The sequence below is a fragment of the Streptomyces sp. NPDC050508 genome, from assembly GCF_040655155.1.
GTDB lineage: Bacteria > Actinomycetota > Actinomycetes > Streptomycetales > Streptomycetaceae > Streptomyces.
Window position 1 is genome coordinate 99,782 of the sequence record NZ_JBFAJJ010000024.1, and the last position, 18,364, is coordinate 118,145.

Genomic DNA, 18,364 nt, shown 5'->3' on the forward strand with positions numbered 1-18,364 from the left:
GTGCTCCTTCTACCGAGTGGCGAGCAGTCCGAGAAGGAAAGCCCGCAGGTCGTCGTCCTCGTACCAGTCGCCGGAGAACAGCGTCGCCAGGCCGAGCGGCACGATGTCGTCCGGGGTGCCCTGCGTGGCCAGGTTGCGGAACAGCCGTCCCAGCAGCACGTCCAGCGCCGTACGGCGGCGTGCCCCGGTCCGTCCGCGGTGGGTGCGGGAGAAGTGGAACGCCTCCTGCGCGGCCGTGAGGTCGGGGTAGTTCCGCTGGAGATGCGCGAGCAGTGCGTTCGCGGCCGTACGGCGCCCGGCGTCTCCCAGGTCCGCGACCGTGGCCGTCCGCCCGTCGTAGCCGCCCGCGTCGCCGTTCCGCGCCGCGAGGAACCGCGACTCGGTGGGAGTCAGCCAGTCCCGCGGCACGAACTGGGAGACGTCCACGAGCGCGCGGGTCGCCTCCGGATCGCTGTCCGGGGTGGTGACCAGGTGAGACCCGGCGGCCGGCCCCATCTCGCGGATCTCGGCGAGGGTGTCCCGCACGATGTCCGGCAGCGCCGCGGCGTACGCCCGCTGAAGTCGCTGGGCTTCCTGCCGGGCGGCCTGGGCCTCGGCGCGGGCTGCGTCGATCTCCATGTCTGCGTCCGGGGTGCCACCGGCCGCCGCTGCTTGCAGGTCACGCAGGCGACGCTCGGCCGTGTCCGCATAGTGTGCGGCGTGCCGGACGGTGCCGTGCGGGTCGTCGCCCAACTCGGGCGCCGCAGCGGTCAGGCGGGCGGCGATGTCGCTGTCGACGTCGAGGCCCGCGGCTCGTACTGCGGCCAGGTGCCGCAGAGCCTGCGGGCCGGGGCCGCCGTCGACCGCGCGGTCCGGCATCCAGCGGACACCGTCCTGCACCGGCGGGAGCTGCCCGGCGGCGAGGGATGCCCGGCTGGCGGGCCGGTACCAGCGCGAGCGGCGGGAGACCTGCCCGAAGCGCCCGGGGGCGGGGAGGAGTCGCGCCCAGTGGGCGATGCGGTCGCCGAGGGACAGCCCGTCGGCGTGGCCGGGCAGGTTCGTCGCGGCGGCCAGGCGGCGCAGGCGGCGGGCTTCTGGCCACGTCCTGACGTGCTGCACCAGGTTGCGGCGGTAGCGGGCGATGCGCTCACGCATGCGCCGCAGGCCTTCGCGGCTGTTCCTCCACGCCGTGGCCAGCCCCTTCAGCAACGCGGCGATCACGGCGACGATCTTCCGCGCGATGACGACCAGGGCGGCCACGATGTGCGGGAGGAGTCCAGCCCGCTGGCCGGCGGGCAGCGTCGCAGCGATGCGCTGCGCCGTGGCGTCACGGTTCGCGGCCATCCGGGCGGCGAGCTGACGGACGATCGCGGCACGGCGCTCCTCGGTCAGTCCGCTGGCAGCGGCGTCTTGGAGGGCGCCGCCCACGGCGTCGTCCACGTGTCCGGTCACGGCGTCATCGACGCGGGAGTCTCCGTCAGTGCTGTCCGGCTCGGGCCTGTTGCGCAGCGCGTCGGGAATCAGGCGCAGGAGGTCGGCCGCGCGGCGGGCAGTGTCCTCTTCAGACTCGCCGTCCAGCGGCTCCAGGTCGTCGAGGGTGCGCACCGCAGCCCGGATGGCGTCCGTGCGTGCCCGCGCAGCCTCCTTACGGAGGGAGCGCACGAGTTCGGTCCGCTCGTCTCCGTCGATCCCGGCGTCGGTGATCGCGGAGAGGGCCCCGTTGCGGGCCCGCCGCATCGCCTGACGCAGGGCTTCGGGAGTGAGCTGCGCGGCGATCTGCTCGCGGAGCTGGTGGATACTGCCCGGGGTCGTCGTGCCCTGGATGGCGTTGTCGACGACCGCGCGCACCACGGAGTCCGCGTAGTCGGACCGGAGTTGGTCGGCGTCGGGCGCCGGATTGGGGTCCCTCTGCTCGGCGTCGTCGTCCGCGGCCGGGGTCTGCGGCTCGGGGAGCTGGTACAACGGCTGACCCGACCCGAGGGACCGCTTGAAGCGCATCCCGTCTCCGTCCTCGATCGTGAGGACTCGTACGCCGCCGGGGGCTTCCTCGATCTTGACGACCTTGTACGAGGTGAGGGTGTCGGGGTCGAACTCGCCCGGCAGGGCGATCGTGTCACCGACGCCGACCGTGCCGATCGTGCCCGGCTCGGGGCGCCCGGCGTCGTCTGGCTCGTCACCGGCAGCGGCAGCGAGGTGGTTCGCGGCGCGCTGTGCGGCCCGGCCTTCCGGGGTAGAGGAGTCTGCGCCTTCGCGCAGGTCGTCAGCGAGCGCCGATGCCTGATCCGGGGTGACCGGGAGGTCGTTGGCGAGCCGCGCAACGGCTTGTTGAGCGTCAGGGTCGCTGGCCGGAGCGTCGCCGCGGTCCGCGATGGCGTCGCGCTCCTCGGGGGAGAGCTGCGGGTCCACGGTGGGCCCGGTGACCGGGTCGACGGCCGGAGCCGGTTCGTGAGTGGTGATCTCCCCGTCGTTGTCCGCCGCGTCGTCCGGGCCCAGCTCGGGGGCGTGGCCGTCCGCGCCAAGGGCTCGCAGGGCTTCGGAGTCGCTGGGGACGCTGAGCTGGTCGGCCTCACCGGTGGTGGTGTCCTGGACGTCCAGGAGCGACGCCTCGCCGTTGTCCTCGGCGCGGGTGACCCGGGCGGTGCGCGGTCCGTCGGGGGTGTCCCGTACGACGACGTCGCCCTCGTTCAGCTCTCCGGCCGTGGTGGGCTCGACTCGGTCGACCTTGCTGCCGGCGTTGCTGTCGTCGGCGACTCCGCCCACAACGCGCAGGTCCACAATCGGCAGGTCATTCATGCCCTGCGGGGTGGCGACGCTGGCGGTGTCGCCGTCCACGTCCTCGACGGTGCCGAGCATGTTGCCGTCGTGGTCGGCGACGACGTTCCCGGGCCGTACGAGGTGCCCGTCGGCAGTCCAACCGGTGGGCCGGGCCGCGCCGCCGTCGGTGACGTTGAGGGAGGTCGGCGACTGGGTGTCGTCGGTGCGGTCGTCGCCGAACTGGACGTGAGTGGTGCTCGCGCTCGCGCCGGTGACAACTCCCTCTCGGCCGTCGTCGTCGGTGACGACGGAGCCGGGGAACAGTGCGTTGCCGTTGTTGTCGGTCGGGACGCGGTCGGCGATGCGGCCGGTGAGGACGTCGGAGTCGGCGCCGGTCTGCGGGGCTCCGTCGACCTGGTCGGCGTCGTCGCGGGTGGCCCGCGCCGCGGTGGCGTCCGGCATGACCCAGATCGAGTTCCGCTTACCGCGGCCGTCGGGGGTGTCGGAGACCAGGACGCGGTACATGTCCTGCACGCGGCGGGCCTTGGTGGTGGGGACCTTCTTGGGGCCGTCCACGACGTATCCGGCCAGGGTGCGCGCGGTGCCGCCCTTGGTGGTGCCCTCGATCCGGATCAGGTCTCCGAGGCCAAGGTCGCTGACCTTGACCCACTCCGCGGGCCGTCCGCCGACCGGCTCCGGCTCCTTCTCCGGCTCCGGGGCGGGTTCGTCTGTGGTGGTCGGCTCGTCCGCCGGGCGCTGCTTCGGAGCGGGCGAGGGGGGCTTCGGGGCGGAAGCGGGCTCGTCCGCGGCCGGGGCCGGCTCGGGGGTGTCCGTGCTCGGCTCCGTCTCCGGCGTCCGGCCGGTGTCCGCTTCGGCGTCGCCGGTGTCGGTGCGGTCGTCACCATCCTCCGCGCGCAGGGTGTCTGCCTGGTTGGCCTGTGCATGGGCGCGGCCCGTGTAGTCGATACCGTCGGTCTCCGGGTTGTAGACGTGCTCGGGCGCCTCCTGGCCGACACGCAGACCGTAGTCCTGCTGGTCCTCGCGGATCTCGACCTGACTGATGCCTGCACGGCGGTACACCATGGCGTCGATGGGGACGGTCAGCTTCTCCTCCCGGCCGCCGTCTTCCCACGGGGTGTCGCCGACACGGACTCGGTAGGCGCGGATCTTCTCCTTACCCCGCCGCAAGGTGACCTTCTTCGGCGCCCCTCGCAGGTAGCCGGTCGCTAGATCGGTGGAGCCGGTGGAGCGTCGGCCCTTCAGCTTGATGACCACGTCGCCGTCGCGCAGGTCCGCGACCGACACCCGCTCGGAGTGGTCAAGAACATCGTCCGTGTCCAGATCCCGTAGGGCCTGGATGGCGGCACGGTACTGGAGTTCACGGTGGTGAGCTGCCCGCGGGTCTTCCGGCCGCACATGGTCCAGAGCCTTGGCGAAGTCCCGGGCCAGCACGGACGGATTGATGTGGAAGTCCTCGTCCTTGCCCTTGCGGTACCGGTCGGCCAGCCAGCCGAGTTCGTCGACCGCGTGGCCGAGGTCGGCTGGGAGATTCCCACTCGGCGTACGGCCGGCGGCCAGCTCGTTGAGCAGGTTGTCCAGCGCCTCGTACCGCTCGCGCTCCTCGTCGCTGAAGTCCTGCCCGTCCACGCTCTTGGGGAAGTGCAGGTCCCGCCAGAGCTTGAAGTCGTCGGCCATCTCATCGGTGACCTGACTCTGGTCCGGCGGCCCGGCCTTCAGGGCGCGGAGCACCAGTTCGGCGATGGCGGCCTCACGGCTGCGGAACACGGGCTCGCGGAAGGTGGGGAAGAACTTCGGCTCCGCCTGCCACATGCCCTCGTAGTCGTCCGGGTAGAGCCTGCGGTTGTAGCTGTCCAGGTCGTTGACCGAGCCGACGAGGCGGCCGTTCAGCCAGACCTCGGACTCGTGGTCGGTGGGGAGCTGCGGGCTGGGGAGCGTCGCCCGGGAGGCGAGTTCCCGCATCCGTTCGAGGCTGCCGAAGCGTCGGATGGCTGCCTCGTCGGTGATGATGCGGTCGTTCCAGTCGTCGCCGGTGTCGGACATGAAGGGCTGGAGGTCCAGTTCGGGGTCGCCCTCCGGCGCCCCATCGCCAGCGCGCTTCTCGCTGTCTGCCGGAACGGTGGTGCCCGAGGCCCCGGTGTCGTCCGCTCCGACCGTGGAGTCGTCATCAGCGCCGGCCGGTGCGTCGTCGTCTTGTTCCTCCGCAGGAGGCTCCGGGCGCCCCTCGGCCCCCGACTCGGAGGTCGCTTGCGGCGCGGCGTCGGGCTCGGCCGTCTCGTCTGTGCTGCTCGTCGGCCGCTCGTTGGAGTCGGCCGTGCCCGCGTCCGTCTGGCGGCGGCCCGCTTCCCGCTGGTGTTCGCGGATGACGGAGTCGCGGACGAACGTCACGGCGTCGGTCAACGGCTCACCGCGGGAGTCGCGCCACTGGCGCAGGGTTTCGATGTCGAGCTGGGGCTGTGCCCAGTCAAGCGGCTGCCCGTTCTCGCCCCTCATCCGCTCGTACTCGCCCGCCAGGCGCACGGCGCCGTCCCGGCCGCCGATCTCCTCTCCGTAGGCGCCGAAGCGCGGGAGGTGCATCCCGCTCGCCGCGTGCCCCATCTGCCAGGTGCGGCCGTTGTCGTCCGACCAAATGATCAGGTCGCCGCTCGGGGAGAGTGTGAGGGTGTCGTTGTCAGCGAGGCGCCGCAGGTAGGCGTTGTGTTCCTGGGGGTTGGCGCCCTCGGGCGTCGGGGTGTCGCCGCTGCGGTACCGGTCCTTCAGGTCAGCCAGCCGCCGCGATCGGCCAGCGCGACCGCGGCCGTCGTCGTCGCTGCCCGAGTGGTCGTTGTCGAGGTTCGGCAGGTTCGGGAGCCCGATTCCGTCCGGACCGTCAACCCCGTTGCCGGGCCGGTTGCGGTCGCGGTCACGACGCCGGCGTCGGCGGTTACGGCGCTCACGGTCCTCTTCGTCATCGGCCTCCGGACCGTCGCCGTCGCCCGCGGCGTCGTCCTGGTGGTCGCGGTCGTCGTCATCGTCCGGCGTCGCGGGGTCACCAGTGGGCGGTTCGCCGCCACCACCGTCACCGTCGTGGTCATCCCGTCGGCGGATGTTCTTACTGTCGTCCTCATCGTCGTTCTGCTGCGTGTCCTCGTCGTTGGAGTCTTCCTCGGGCTCGGGCTCGGATTCGTTCGAGTCGGTGTCCTGGGCGTCGCTGTCGTCCGTGGAGTTGTCGTCGTCCTGCGGAAGCCGACGGTCGCGCGGGTCCTCGTGTGCGGCGATCCGGCGCTCGGCCTCTTGCTGCGACACCGTGCCGTCGTGCATGAAGTGCATGCGGGGGCCTTCCTCCCCGTCCTTGTCGACCTGGGCGAGCAGGAGGGCGGCACGCGTCGTTGGGTCGTCGGGTTCGCCGGACCAGCGGGTGATCCAGCCTGAGCCGACGCTGCCGTGACGGTCATGCTCGGCGCGCCATGCGCCCCCCTCCCCGTGGAGACGGCCGATGCGCTTGCCGTCGAGGTAGACAGCGCGCCCGACCGACTGGCCCTTGATGTGCAGCTCGCCGACCTCGACGGGCTTGCCGTCGTACTCGCCGACCTTCTCCCGGCTCTCGTCCGGGCCCTTCCAGCCCAGGGTGTTGGTGTGCTCCTCCCGCTCCTCCTGCTGAGGCGCCGGTGTGGGAGTGGGCATGCGCTCGATCGTGTCGTCGGCCAGGATTGTGACGCCGTTGCTGCGGGACGGCTGCTCGCCTTCGCGGCCGAGGTACAGGCGCCATGCCTTCACTCGCTGTCTGTCGCGGGTCGCGGTGACCTTCTTGGCCGGCGCGAGGAGATGCCCCTCGCGCACCACGCGGGTTCCCGCAGTGTTCTGCGTCTCGACCCGGACGTAGTCGCCGACCTCGGCCTGGTCCGGGCGCAGGTTCTCGCTCTCCGGTGCGGCGTTGGCGTCGTTGCCGCCATCGTTCTCGGGCGCGTCCACGTCGGGGGTATTGGCGTTGTCGTCGGCCGCACCGTCGGTTCGTTCGGCCCACTCGTCGTCTTCCCCGTCGGCGACGTAGATGTCGTCACGCGCGTGCGAGCGTGACGAGAGAAGCAGCCGCCAGCCGTCCACCTGCTCGCCGTTGCGCCACATCTGCGCTCGCTCCGGCGGCTCCAGTAGGTCGCCTTCGGCCACGTACGTGCCGCCGATGAACTCGTTCGATCCGCGGACGCGGACTCGCTCCCCTTCCTTCAGGGTCGCAAGGTCGGCGGCCTCGCCCTCCGGGCGCCGGGAAATGGCCTGGGCGGCTTCCCACTTGCGGTCGTCGTCCTGCACCTCCTGCCGCACCCACTTGTCGCGGAGCTTGGCGTTTGCCTTCTTACGCAGGGAGGACTCCGGCGAGGTCAACTGAATGACCCAGTCGCCGGGGTGCTCGGTGTGGCCGCCGGTGGAGAGGCTCCTCGTGCGCGGCCTGCCCTCCTTGCCGTCGGCGTGCAGATTGATGACGATGTGAGGGGCGTCCAGCCCGTCGAACACCTTTTGGTCATCACTCGTGGCACTCACCGGGCGGTAGAGGTCACCGGGCTGAAGGTTTTGCAGGCGCGTCCAGCGCATGCCCTCGGGGAGTTCGGCCTCTCCGATGATGAGTGGGCCGGTGCCCGACGCGGCGTCGACTGCCGGCAGCGGCTCGGCACCGAGGGCTCGGCGCCTGCCGTTGTAGTGGTGGTATCCGGCGAACTGCTGATCGTCGTCCTGCCCCTGCCAGGCCCTGAATCCGGCGTAGTACGACAAGACGTCGGTACGCGCCGCGGTGAGGGATCGCCTCACCTCGGGGAAGGCGCCGGGGAGCCCGTTCGCCTTCTGCTCAGGGCCGTCACCACCCGCGACGCCGGTGAGGAAGTCCTTGACCTGCTGATCGGTGAGTCCGTGCCGCTTGGCATCTGCCTCAGCGACGGCAATCCGGTCCGGCACGATCTGACGGACTCGCTCAAGGTCTTCGGCCCATCGAGCGTTCAGCTTCTCGGTGGCCTCCTCCGTGCCGGAGCGCGTGGCGATGTGCGGGAGCATGATCTTTCGACTCTCGGCACGGAACTCACCCGCGATCTTCTGCGTGGCCTCTCGCATGGAGGCTGCCTGGCCGGCAAGGAACTCCCGCTGCTCGCCGTCGTATCCCGTGAGCAGGTGACGCGTGTTCTCGTCGAACTGGTCCAGCGGGAAGGCGTCACTGGCGACGCCGATCCACCGTGCAGCCTCTTCTGGACGGAGCGGCTTGTAGGCGGAACCGGGCATGGTCCTGACCCGGTCCAGCAGCGTGTTCCGTGGGCCATCCTGGGACGGGTTCGCCCACACGCCTGCCCAGTCGCGGTACTCGTCGACGTGCTTCCGCTCGTCGCGGGTGTACTCGCTCAGATCAATCCCGGGAACGTCCGGGATCTCCAGTTCGGGCACCGGCCCCGGAGTGGGCTTGCGCTCGACCACGTGGCCGGTGGGGATGTCGAGCAGGTCGTCCCACTCGTGGTCGGCGTGCGGGGTGTCCGCGAGGTGCACGGACCATGAGTCGACCGGGTCGTCCCCCCTGGGGCCCGCTCTCCGCGGGCTCTTGCTGGTGACGTATCCCTCGTGGGTGACCTCGTTGCCCTCGGAATCGGGGAGGGTGACGCGGATGTACTCGCCGTTCTTCACCGAGTCCACGTCGACCGGGCCCGGTTGCGGGGCTTCGGGAGCGGGCAGCCGCTGGATCTTCTGGTCAGTGGGGATCTCTACCTGGGCGCCGCGGTGGGGCGACTGGTTGCGCCCGTCTCCGAGGTACAGAATCCATGCGTCGAAGTCCTGGCCGCGGTGATGCCCCTTGCCCTTGCGGGGGTTGGCCCGCAGGAAGCCCTCGTCCACCCGGGTCCTGCCCATGGTGTCCGGCGTCTCCACGCGGACGTAGTCGTTGAGGCGGGCCTGGCCAGCGTCAATGGTCTCCCCCTCAGCGTCTGGCTCCCGCTCGCTGTCCGTCTCCTCCGTGTCCGCCGGGGCAGGGCTGCTGCTGTCCGTCTCGTTGTCGCCGCCGTCGTTGAGGGCATTGAGGTCGGATCGGACCCTCTCCGGGTCGAGCGCGACCGTGTCCTCCTCGGCCTGCGGTTCGTCCTGCGGGGGCACCGGAACCTCGTCGGCGCCCGGAGCATTGGACGCGGGGCCACTGGCCTCCGGCGCCTCCTGGTCGGCGGCCCTGCTCCTGCGGGTCCGCGACTCCTGCTCGAACTGGGCCCGCGCGCCTGCTTCCAGGTCTCGCTGCTGCCCGTCTTCGCGCTGCCGCTTCGTACGGGTTGCCCGGTGTCTCGGGAGGTAGGTGTCGATCGCGTCGAGGAACGACCGCAGCGGTCCCTCCATCTCGCCGCGCTCGTTGTCCTCCAGGGTGTCCAGCAGGGTGGCCGCGCTGTCGCGGGCGTCGCGAAGGTGCTCCTCAGCGGCGTCGTAGTCCCCGTCCTCCTGGGCGGCGACTGCGTCCATGACCGCACGGCGGATGAGCGGCACCGACCCAGGCAGCCCCTCGCCATTGCCCCAGGTCGACGTCGCCGCGCTGTGGAGCTGCGTCTCGGCGCCGTCCACGGGCGTCAGGGCGATGCGCCACTCTCTGTCGTTCGAGAACGGCCGTGCTGCGGGCGTACGGGTGGGCTGCGCGGAGGAGGTGGTGGTCTGCGCGTCCTGCTCGGGCTCCGCGGCGGCCGATGCCTCGTCGGTGGCGTCGCTGTCACTGTCGCCGTTCAGGCTGTCGAGGTCGGATCGGACCTTCTCGGGGTCGAGTGCGACCGTCTCCTCCGGCTCGTCGCGCGTGGCCGGAGTGATCTGCTCGCTGTCGGACACCGAGGCCTCATCGGACGTCTCGGCGTTCGACCCGCCCGTCTCCTCCTCGGCGTTCGGGGACTCACGGTGAGCGCGGATGCGGGCGGCGAGTTCTGCGGTCATGCCGTCCCGGGACGTGGTTTTCATCCGCTCGACGTGCACCTCGGCCCGGTCCCGCAGTTGCTCCAGGACGGCACGGTCGGATTCCGCGTTATGGGTCTCTTCGTGGTGTTTGTGGAGGTATGCGGAGAGGTCGTCGATGGCGTTGATGACCCGCTTCCAGGCGCGGGTCGCCGTCGAGTACATGCCGTCGCGGGTGTCGTTGTGGTCCGTTGCGTCATCGAGAGCGGTGACCAGGCGCCGGCCGTCGCTGCCCTCAGGCTGGGCCAGCAGCCGGGCGTGTAGCTCGGAGTCGTTCCACTGAGCGATGAGCCGCCGCTTCTCCTCGGACGCTTCGCGGGGGGTCTGCGTGCCGGGCTCTTCGTAGTGGGCTTTGCGGGGGTCGATCTGTGGGGCGTCTTGCCCCGACGCCGCCGACGGAGCAGATTCCTGCGTCTGCTCGGTGGAGTCGTCTTCGTTCTCGGGGGCGCGGGGCGCGGGGGCGGCGTCGACACCTGGGGCGCCCTCGCTCAGAGATGCCAGGTCCCTGCGAACTTGCTCGGGATCGAGGGTGGTCTCACCCCGCTCCTCCCGGGCCCGCTGCGCCCGCTCGTTCTTCTGCTTCTCCTTGGCCGCCTTCCTGGCCTCGGCGTCCGGCCACAGGATGCGCGGACGACCCTTCTCGTCGGTGCTGATGGACGGCGGGGCGGGCGTACGGGGAAGGAGGTCGGTGTCCTGGGCGGCGGCCGGATCGTCCACGTCGCCGGACTCCTCGCCGGCGGCGAGGCGGGCCTCGCGGAGTTGGTGCTCCAGTGCGTCCAGTCGGGCGCGCTTCTCGCGTCCGGCTTCGTCGCTGGTGGTGTCCTTGGACTGCTCGCGGATGAGTGCGCCGATGAGCTTGGAGCGGCGCTCGGCGGATGCCAGTTCGTCAGCCTGCTCGAACGGCCGGTCGACGCGCTCGCGGGCGGTCTCGGCGGCGCGCTCTTCCTGGCGGAGGTGGGACTCGGCGCGCACGATCCGCTTGTCGACGTCGGCGAGTGAGTCTTCCAGACGGGTGATGGGGAGGGTGGTCTCCTTCTTCAGGTCGTCTTCCTGGTAGGAGTGACGGCTCTGCGGGATGTCCGGGAAGGAGATGTCGACCAGGTGCACGCGTCCGAAGTCGCCCCATGCGGTGCGGTATTGGGCGGTGACCTCGATGTTGCCGATCTTGCCTATCGGGATCTTGGGGTGGCCGCCGGAGCGGTACGGGTCGGCTGTGCCCTGCCGGAGGACGGCGTGGGCCGCGGTCGCGAAGGCCTTCGCCGCTTCGTCGCGCTTGGTGTAGTCGTTGTGCCCGAAGGTGGCGTTGAAGTTGTCGCCCCGGGTGCTCTTGCGCCGGGCGATGACGTCCTGGAGCTGGGCGACGAGCTTGTCCGTGCTCTCGCGCAGCAGCTCGGTGCCGCGGATCGTGCTCTTGTAGCCCTCGATCGTGCGCATGTGGCCCTTGAGCTTGCGCTTTAGGATCGCGAGGGAGGCCTTCACGTTGGCCTGCTCCAGCAGGTACGGGTTGCCTGTGGAGATGGCGGTGACCTGCTCGGCGTTGAACACGCCGTCGGGGATGTCTTCGACGGTGCGGTCGGTCAGGTTGCCCTTCATGATCTGGCGAATGAACTTCGCCTTCCGGGCCACGGTCTGCCACGAGAAGCCGTCGAACGACTGCTCCGTGACGTACTGGAAAATGGCGACTTCCGGGTTGGCGTTGCCCTGCCGGATGATGCGGCCGTTGCGCTGCTCCAGGTCGGCGGGGCGCCACGGGCAATCCAGGTGGTGCAGGGCAGTTGCCCTGAGCTGCACGTTGGTGCCCGTGCCCATTTTGCTCGTGCTGCCGACGAGCACGGCGATCTTGCCGGTGCGGGCGTCGTTGAAGAGGCGGGCCTTCTCGGCGTCGTTCTTCGCCTCGTGGATGAAACGAATCTTCTCGGCCGGCACCCCGCGCTCGATCAGGAGATCCTTCAGCTCCTGGTAGGCCGGGAAGCGTGACTGGGACAGCTCCTCAACGCTGGTCGGGCCGTCGTCCTTCTTCCCCTTCTTCTTGGACTTGCCCGGGTCCTGGGGCGTGCCCATGTCGAGGAACACGATCTGGAGGCCGCCGGGAGTGTCGTGCGGCGTCGGGTTGTTCTTCGAGGTGGGGTAGACCGCGTCCTTGGTCTCCTCGTAGATCCGCGCGATGTTCTCCGCGGCCTTCGGCAGCTTGTTGCCCTGCTCGTCCAGGCCGACCATGCGCGGGTCGAGGCTGACCTTGCGCCCGTCGCTGGAGATCTTGAGCATGTTGTCTTCAGTGGGGTCGACGTCCCCCTTCTTGACGGCCCTGGCCCGCGCGGCGAGTTCGTTCTGGTACGCGAGCATTTGGTCCGTCGGGTCGACGGAGATGGTGATGGCCTTGCCGCTCGCGACGTCTGGGGTGTCCAGGTATTCAGCGAGGTCGTCGGAGTTCTTGACGTCGGCGACGGTGCGCCAGATCCGCAGCAGTTCGGGCATGTTGCGGAACGCGGCAAAGCGGGCGACTTCCTTGAAGCCGGAGCCGTCGGCGGCCAGCTCGACGCCGTTGACGATCTTTCCGTAGGTGGACGCGAACTCGTCGAAGTTGCGCACCTTGGCCTTCTCCAGCAGGTCGGGCCGGAGGTAGCGCAGCATGGTGTGCGCCTCGGTCACGCTGTTGGAGATCGGGGTGGCAGTGGCGAAGGTGACGACGCGGCCGGACTTGGTGTTCTTCCGCAGGTACTCCAGCTTCATGTCGAGGTCGCTCGCGCGGTTCGAGCCCTCGATCGCGGCGCCGGGGATGCCGGAGTTCGTCGACAGGTTCTTGTAGTGGTGTGCTTCGTCGACCACCACGTAGTCGATGCCGGTGTCCTCGAAGTACAGGCCGGCCGTGTCCTTGGAGGCCTTGATCTTCGCGTTGATCTTGGCTTCCAGCTTCTTCAGCCGGTTCTGGATCTCCTTGACCATCCGGGAGTCGGTGCGCTTCCCGGGTTCGTCTAGCGCGTCCTGTTCCTTCTGCCGCCGTAGGGCGGTTTCGAGGTGTTCCTTCTCGCGCTTGATGTATTCGAGCTGCACCTCGGGGCGCATGGGGATGGACTCGAAGGCGTTCTGGGTGAGGATCACGGCGTCGTAGTCGCCGGTCGCGACGCGGGCGATGAACTCTCGGCGCTTGCGGCCCTGGAGGTCTTCGCTGGACGCGGCCAGGATGCGGCCGTTGGCCGCGGACTCCGGGTACAGCTCCGCGAACTCGTCGTGGAACTGGCTGAGCATGTGGTTCGGGACGACCATGGCGGCCTTGTTGATGAGCCCGAGGCGCCGGAGCTCCATCACGCCCATGGTCATTTCGGCGGTCTTGCCGGCGCCGACTTCGTGCGCCAGGAGCACGGCCGGCTCGTTGACCATCCGGGCCACGGCCGCGTGCTGGTGCGCGTGCGGCTTGAACCACTCGGCGAGGCCGGGCATGGTGCGGCGCTGACCGTCGTACGAGCGCAGCGCGAGGTTGTTGTGGATGTCGTTGTAGCGCTTCTTGACCTGGTCAGAGCGCTCCGGAGTGGCCCAAAGCCAGTCCTGGAACTCCTCGCGCAGCTCGTCGGCCTTGGTCTGCGCGGCGGCGGTGGCTTCTTCGTCGACGTACGTGTTGCCCGCGTCGTCCTTGTACGTGACGCGGATGCGGCCGTTGGTGAGGATCGCCTCGGCGAGCTTGATCGCGCTGTAGTCGCTCGTGCCCCAGACCTCGGTGGCCGCGCTGCTCTTCTTCACTGCGTCGGAGGCGTCGACCTTCCAGAGCGATCCGCCCTGGTAACTGACCTTCACGTTCCGCGTGTTCAGCTTCTCGCGCAGGAAGGACTGCACCGGGCCGGCGTCGAGCCACGACGCGCCCATGGGGGCGTCGATCTCACCGGGCGAGAGGTCCGGTGGAAGAACGTCTTCGAGCTGCTTGACGTTGATCTCGAAGCGGGCGTCCTCAGCGGCGAGGGCCTGCGCCTGCTCCAGCTTTTCGCGGACGTTGCCGGACAGGTAGTCGGCCGCGGGGATGAGGTCGCCGCCGTTGTGCGGCTCGAAGACGAGCGGGTACTCGTTGCCGGTGTCCGGGTCGGTCGATCGGGCGGCGAGCAACCGCTCGCGCGCCTTCTCCGGGCTCGTGCCCATGACCTTGGCGAGGGTTTCGGTGTCGAGGCTGCCGCGCTGCTCCATGACGATCGCCATGGCGTCCTCGGGGCTGTCGGCCCGCTCGGCGATGGTGCGGTGCCTCGACTGCCGCTTGGTGAAGATCGCGGCCGGCGTGCTGGTCTGGGTGTGGTCGTCGTAGGAGTCCAGGGACAGGACGACGGCCATCGTCGGGTCCCTGGTGATCAGCCCGCCCATCTGGGGCCGCTTGCGGAAGGCCTTCTCGACCTGCTGGCCGGTCTCGGGGTCGGTGCTCTTGCGGGTGGCCCACTCGAACCGGTTCAGGGAGCCGAACTTGGCGTGGTAGGCGTCGTATCGGGCCTTGAGGTCGGCGCGCAGTGCCTCGACGTGCTGCTCGTCGGTGTCCGGGCGGGACTCCTCGCGCACCAGGGCCTTCATGGAGTCGCGCAGGTCGAGGAGCTGTCGGGCTTCCTCCACCTGAGTGCTCGGCACCTCGAAGGGGTGGATCATGCCGTCGCGGATCTGGGTGAACGTTCCGTCGGGCGACACCTGCACGTGCCCGTCGACCCGGTCGGAGCCCTCGGGCAGCATCTCGACCTTGCGGCGTTCCCCGGTGTCGGGGGTGTAGCTGAGTCCGGCGTCCTTCGCGCGGGCCACGATCTTCTTGAGGGCCTTGTCGAAGGCCGTGTTGAGGTCGCCGTCGCCGTCCACGCGCAGTTCGCCGGGGCCGTACATGCCGTGGCCCACGACCATGTGGCCGAGGACGTGGCCCGGGTTCGTCAGGAAGTAGGGGTTGACGTGGACCTTCGGCGCATCGTCCGGCTTCTCGTCCTCGTCCAGTTCCTGGCCGGGCAGGTTCTCGACACGCATGGAGTGGACCCACGTCGGCGGGTCGTCCTTCTTGCGCTGGTCCGGCGTCTTGACCGCGCCGGTGCGGGTGCGGCCCGAGGTGAAGTCCTTGTCCTTCTCGCGGCGGCGAAAAATCAGCAGGTCGGTGACGACGTCCGTGCCGGCCGTACGACGGTGTGCGCCGGTGGGCAGGCGGATCGCGCCCACGAGGTCGGCCTTGCGCGCCATCTCCATGCGGGCGTCCTCGGCGCGGGGCGTCGAGCCGTCCATGGTGTAGCGGGAGGTGACGACGGCGACCAGGCCGCCGGGGCGGGTCAGGTCCAGGCTCTTCAGGATGAAGTGGTTGTGGATGTTGTGGCCGCCCTTGTTGTGGCGGAGGTCCACGACCTGGTAGTCCCCGAACGGGACGTTGCCGATGGCCATGTCGAACGTGCCGTCTGCGGCCCGGGTCTCCTCGAACCCTTCGTTGCGGACGGTCGCGTGCGGGTAGAGGGCCTTGGCGATTCCGGCGGTGATCGGGTCCAGCTCGACGCCGGTCATCTCGGCGTTCTCGGGGGCGTAGCCGATGAAGTTGCCGCTGCCGCTGCCGGGCTCAAGGACGTTGCCGCCGTCGAATCCGAGTTCGCGGACGGCGTTCCAGACGCCCTGGACGATGGCCGGGTCCGTGTAGTGGGCGTTGAGGGTGTTCTCCCGGGCCGCGTCCCATTCCTTGTCGGACAGCAGCTCGCGGAGCTTCTTCTGGAGGGCGGCGAACTCCGGCTTCGGGTCGTCCACGAAGACCTGCGGAGTGGCGCCCCAGCCGGACCACCGTGCGAGGGTTTCCTGCTCGGCGGCGGTGGCCGGCCGGTTTTCGGCCTCCAGGCGGCGCAGCGTCTCGATGGCGGCGATGTTCGCCTTGACGCGGGGGAGGACCCCGGTGGGGACGAGACTGCGCCCGTCCTGCGGCGGCTGGTACTGCGGTGCGGTCTGCTCCTGCTCGGGGGAGCCGAAGGTTACTGAGCTGCGATCTTCGGCAGGCTCACCCTCGGCATCTCCTTGTCCTCCGTCCCGGGCTCCTTCGGCAGGTCGTACAGCATCTCGTGCAGGACCGCTTCCCTCGCCCGCATCGTCGCCATGTTGACGTCCGCCATCGCGTCCCGGAAGTCCGCCCCCGGCGTCGTCCCCTCCCTGAACTCGTCGCGCCTCTCCGCGATCTGCTCCTCGATCTCCGCGCTGATCTGTGCGAAGAACGTCGTCGGCGGTGTCGTCTCCGCCAGTGCGGCCAGTGCCTCCGGCCGGTACGTCTCCCAGTACGCCTTCACCAGCGCGTTGTAGCCGCTCACTCTGCTGCTCCTCCTGGTCGTCCTGCTGCTGGCCGGCGGCCTGCTGTGGAGTCGGGACATCTTCACCCGGCACGTCCGTATCCGGGGCGTCGGGGTTCGGGTCGCGCTGTTCGTTGTCCTGGGGTCGGGGGCGGCCGAGGCGGGCGGCCGTGCTGTCCGTGACGCCGCGCTCGCGGTCGAACTCTCCGGCGATCTCCCAGATCGCGCGGCCGGAGCGGTTGCCGTCCTTGTCGCGGAACTCGTTCAGTTCCCGGTTCAGCTTCGGGGAGCCCCAGTCGACGGTGCGGCCGTTCTGGTCGCGCAGACGGCTGCCGAGGTAGAGCGTGAACCGGTTGGCTGTGTCCTGGTCCTCGAAGTCGCCGTAGGTGTGCAGACCTCGGGTTCCGAGCCCGGACAGGGGGCGGGCGGTGCCAGTGGCCCGCACTTGGAAACGGGTACGGCCGCCGCGCCGGTCCTCCATGATGACGAACCCGCGGTGATCCGCCAAGTGCAGGGTGATGTCAGGGTCGTTGGCGAACTTCCGCATGTCGTCGCGCTGCGCTTCAGGGGTGTCGCCGCTGCCGCCGCGCTTCCAGAACTCGCGCAGTTCCTCGCTGTTGCGGGGCCGGCCGCGCTCGTCACCGAAGGGCTGCGGGCCGACGTGACCGACGGCCACGTTGGCGTCCGGTACACCGGTACGGTCGGCGACCTGCTGGGCAGCCTGCTGCTCCGGGTTGGGTGCGGCGGGGGTGGTGCGCGCGGAGGCGCTAGCACGCTTCTTGGCCGCCTTGTCGGCGAAGGCCTTCTGCGCGGCGCTGGCGGCCTCCTGCACCATGGCCCGGCCCTCGGGCGTGTTCAGGCGGGACTGGTAGTCGGGGGCATCCCAGTCGAACGACTCCCCGTTGCCCTGTGCAGCCTCCAGGCGCTTCACGAAGTCTGCGGCCTCGCCCTTGCGGGTGGGCATGGCCAGGCGGACGCCGCTGTCGGTGAGGATGACGCCCCACCCGTAGTGGATCTCACCGTTGCGGCGCTGGACGCCCATCTCGCCGATGACGAAGTGCCCGTTGCGGGAGAGCTGCGGGTTCTTGAGCTTGTCGAACAGCTCGGCGGTTGAGGCGGTGTGCTTGTCCTGCGCGTCCTTGTCGGCGGTGTAAGGGGTGAGGTTGCCGCTGGCCCAGTGAGCGCGGACGTCGTCGAGGGTCTTGAAGCGGCGGTTCGGGTCCTTGCGACGGTTCGGCGTCGCGGTCTTCTTGGCCGGCCGGGGCCGGGCCGGCGCTCCCTTCGGCGCCGGGACAGGCTCGTCCGCCCACGCCTTCGGAGTGGGTTTGCCGTTCTTCCTGGGCTTGGGGATCTTCTTTCCGTCGTGGGCCTCGAACCGTTCGACGGTCAGGTTCAGGGCGTCGGCAAGGTTCTGCGCATAGCGGGCGACTTCATCGCGGCCGTCCGTCTCGGCGAGTTCGGCGAGACGTTCGGCGTCTTCCGCGAGGCCCTGGAGAGTCGAGAGGTCGTCGGAGTCCGTGGATGTGTCGCCGTTGATCATCTCGTCGAGGTCGAGCCCGTCCCCGGACAGCTCGTACAACTCGTCGAATGCGTCGCGCGCCTCGGTATTGCTCCAGTCGCGGGGCATGACCGCTTCGAGGTCGGCGAAGTAGTCGCTCGTCAGCTCGGCGACGGCGGCACGCGCGTGCTCGGTGTCCTGGAACTCTTCCTCATCCCTGGGGTTCTTCTCTGTGCCCTTGGGCCCCCGGGCGCGAAGGGCGTCCCCGCGGCCGGCGACGTGTCCCGCGCGCGCGCCGCCATCGATGGGCAACAGGTTCGGGTGATGAGTGGTTCGCCGGTTGCCATCGAGGTTGGAGGGCAGCGGATCGCCCTCGTCGTCCTTGTCGTTCGGCATGACCCGGCCCCGGTGGACGAGCGGGTCATCATCCGCCGGCTCGGGCCCCTTGCCGTGGTCCTCACCCTCCTTGTCCTCCCCGATGTCCTCGCCTTCGTCGTCCTTGGCGTGCGGCTCGTCGGGGGTGTCACCGTGGTCGCCCGGGTCCTCAGTGTCGATGCCCGTGCCGCGGCGAGTGTCGACGGTGCGGCGCTCGTCCTCGTCGCGAACCTTCCGCTTGCTGCGGGTGGGCGCGGAGCCGTCGGGGCGCGCGACCATCGTGAGGCGGGAGGCATTGACGGTGGATCGCTGGTGGGTGGTGACGTTCTCCACCAGGACGTTCCGGCCGCCGAGCGCGCGGAGGACGCGGGCCATGCCGCCGCCCCACATACGGGCGATGCCGCCGGTCTCGATGAACCTGCCCTTGGAGTCACGCGGATGCAGATCAGGGTTCCAGGAGCGGCGACTGCGCTTGGCTTCAAGAGTGGCGGCGAGTCGTTCAGCGGCGTTCGTGATCTGCATGCGGCGGACCATGCACAGCCGAGGTGGTTAACGTCGCGCCCTC

The 18,364-nt window shown here is 69.9% G+C and carries 1 protein-coding gene; it reads right to left on the bottom strand.

What is annotated here, in order from left to right; genetic code table 11:
- Positions 1–9 precede the first annotated feature (9 nt).
- Entirely contained in the window at positions 10–18,321 is an 18,312-nt protein-coding gene (locus AB0I69_RS43080) for a helicase-related protein (protein ID WP_363101278.1), read from the bottom strand.
- Positions 18,322–18,364 lie beyond the last annotated feature (43 nt).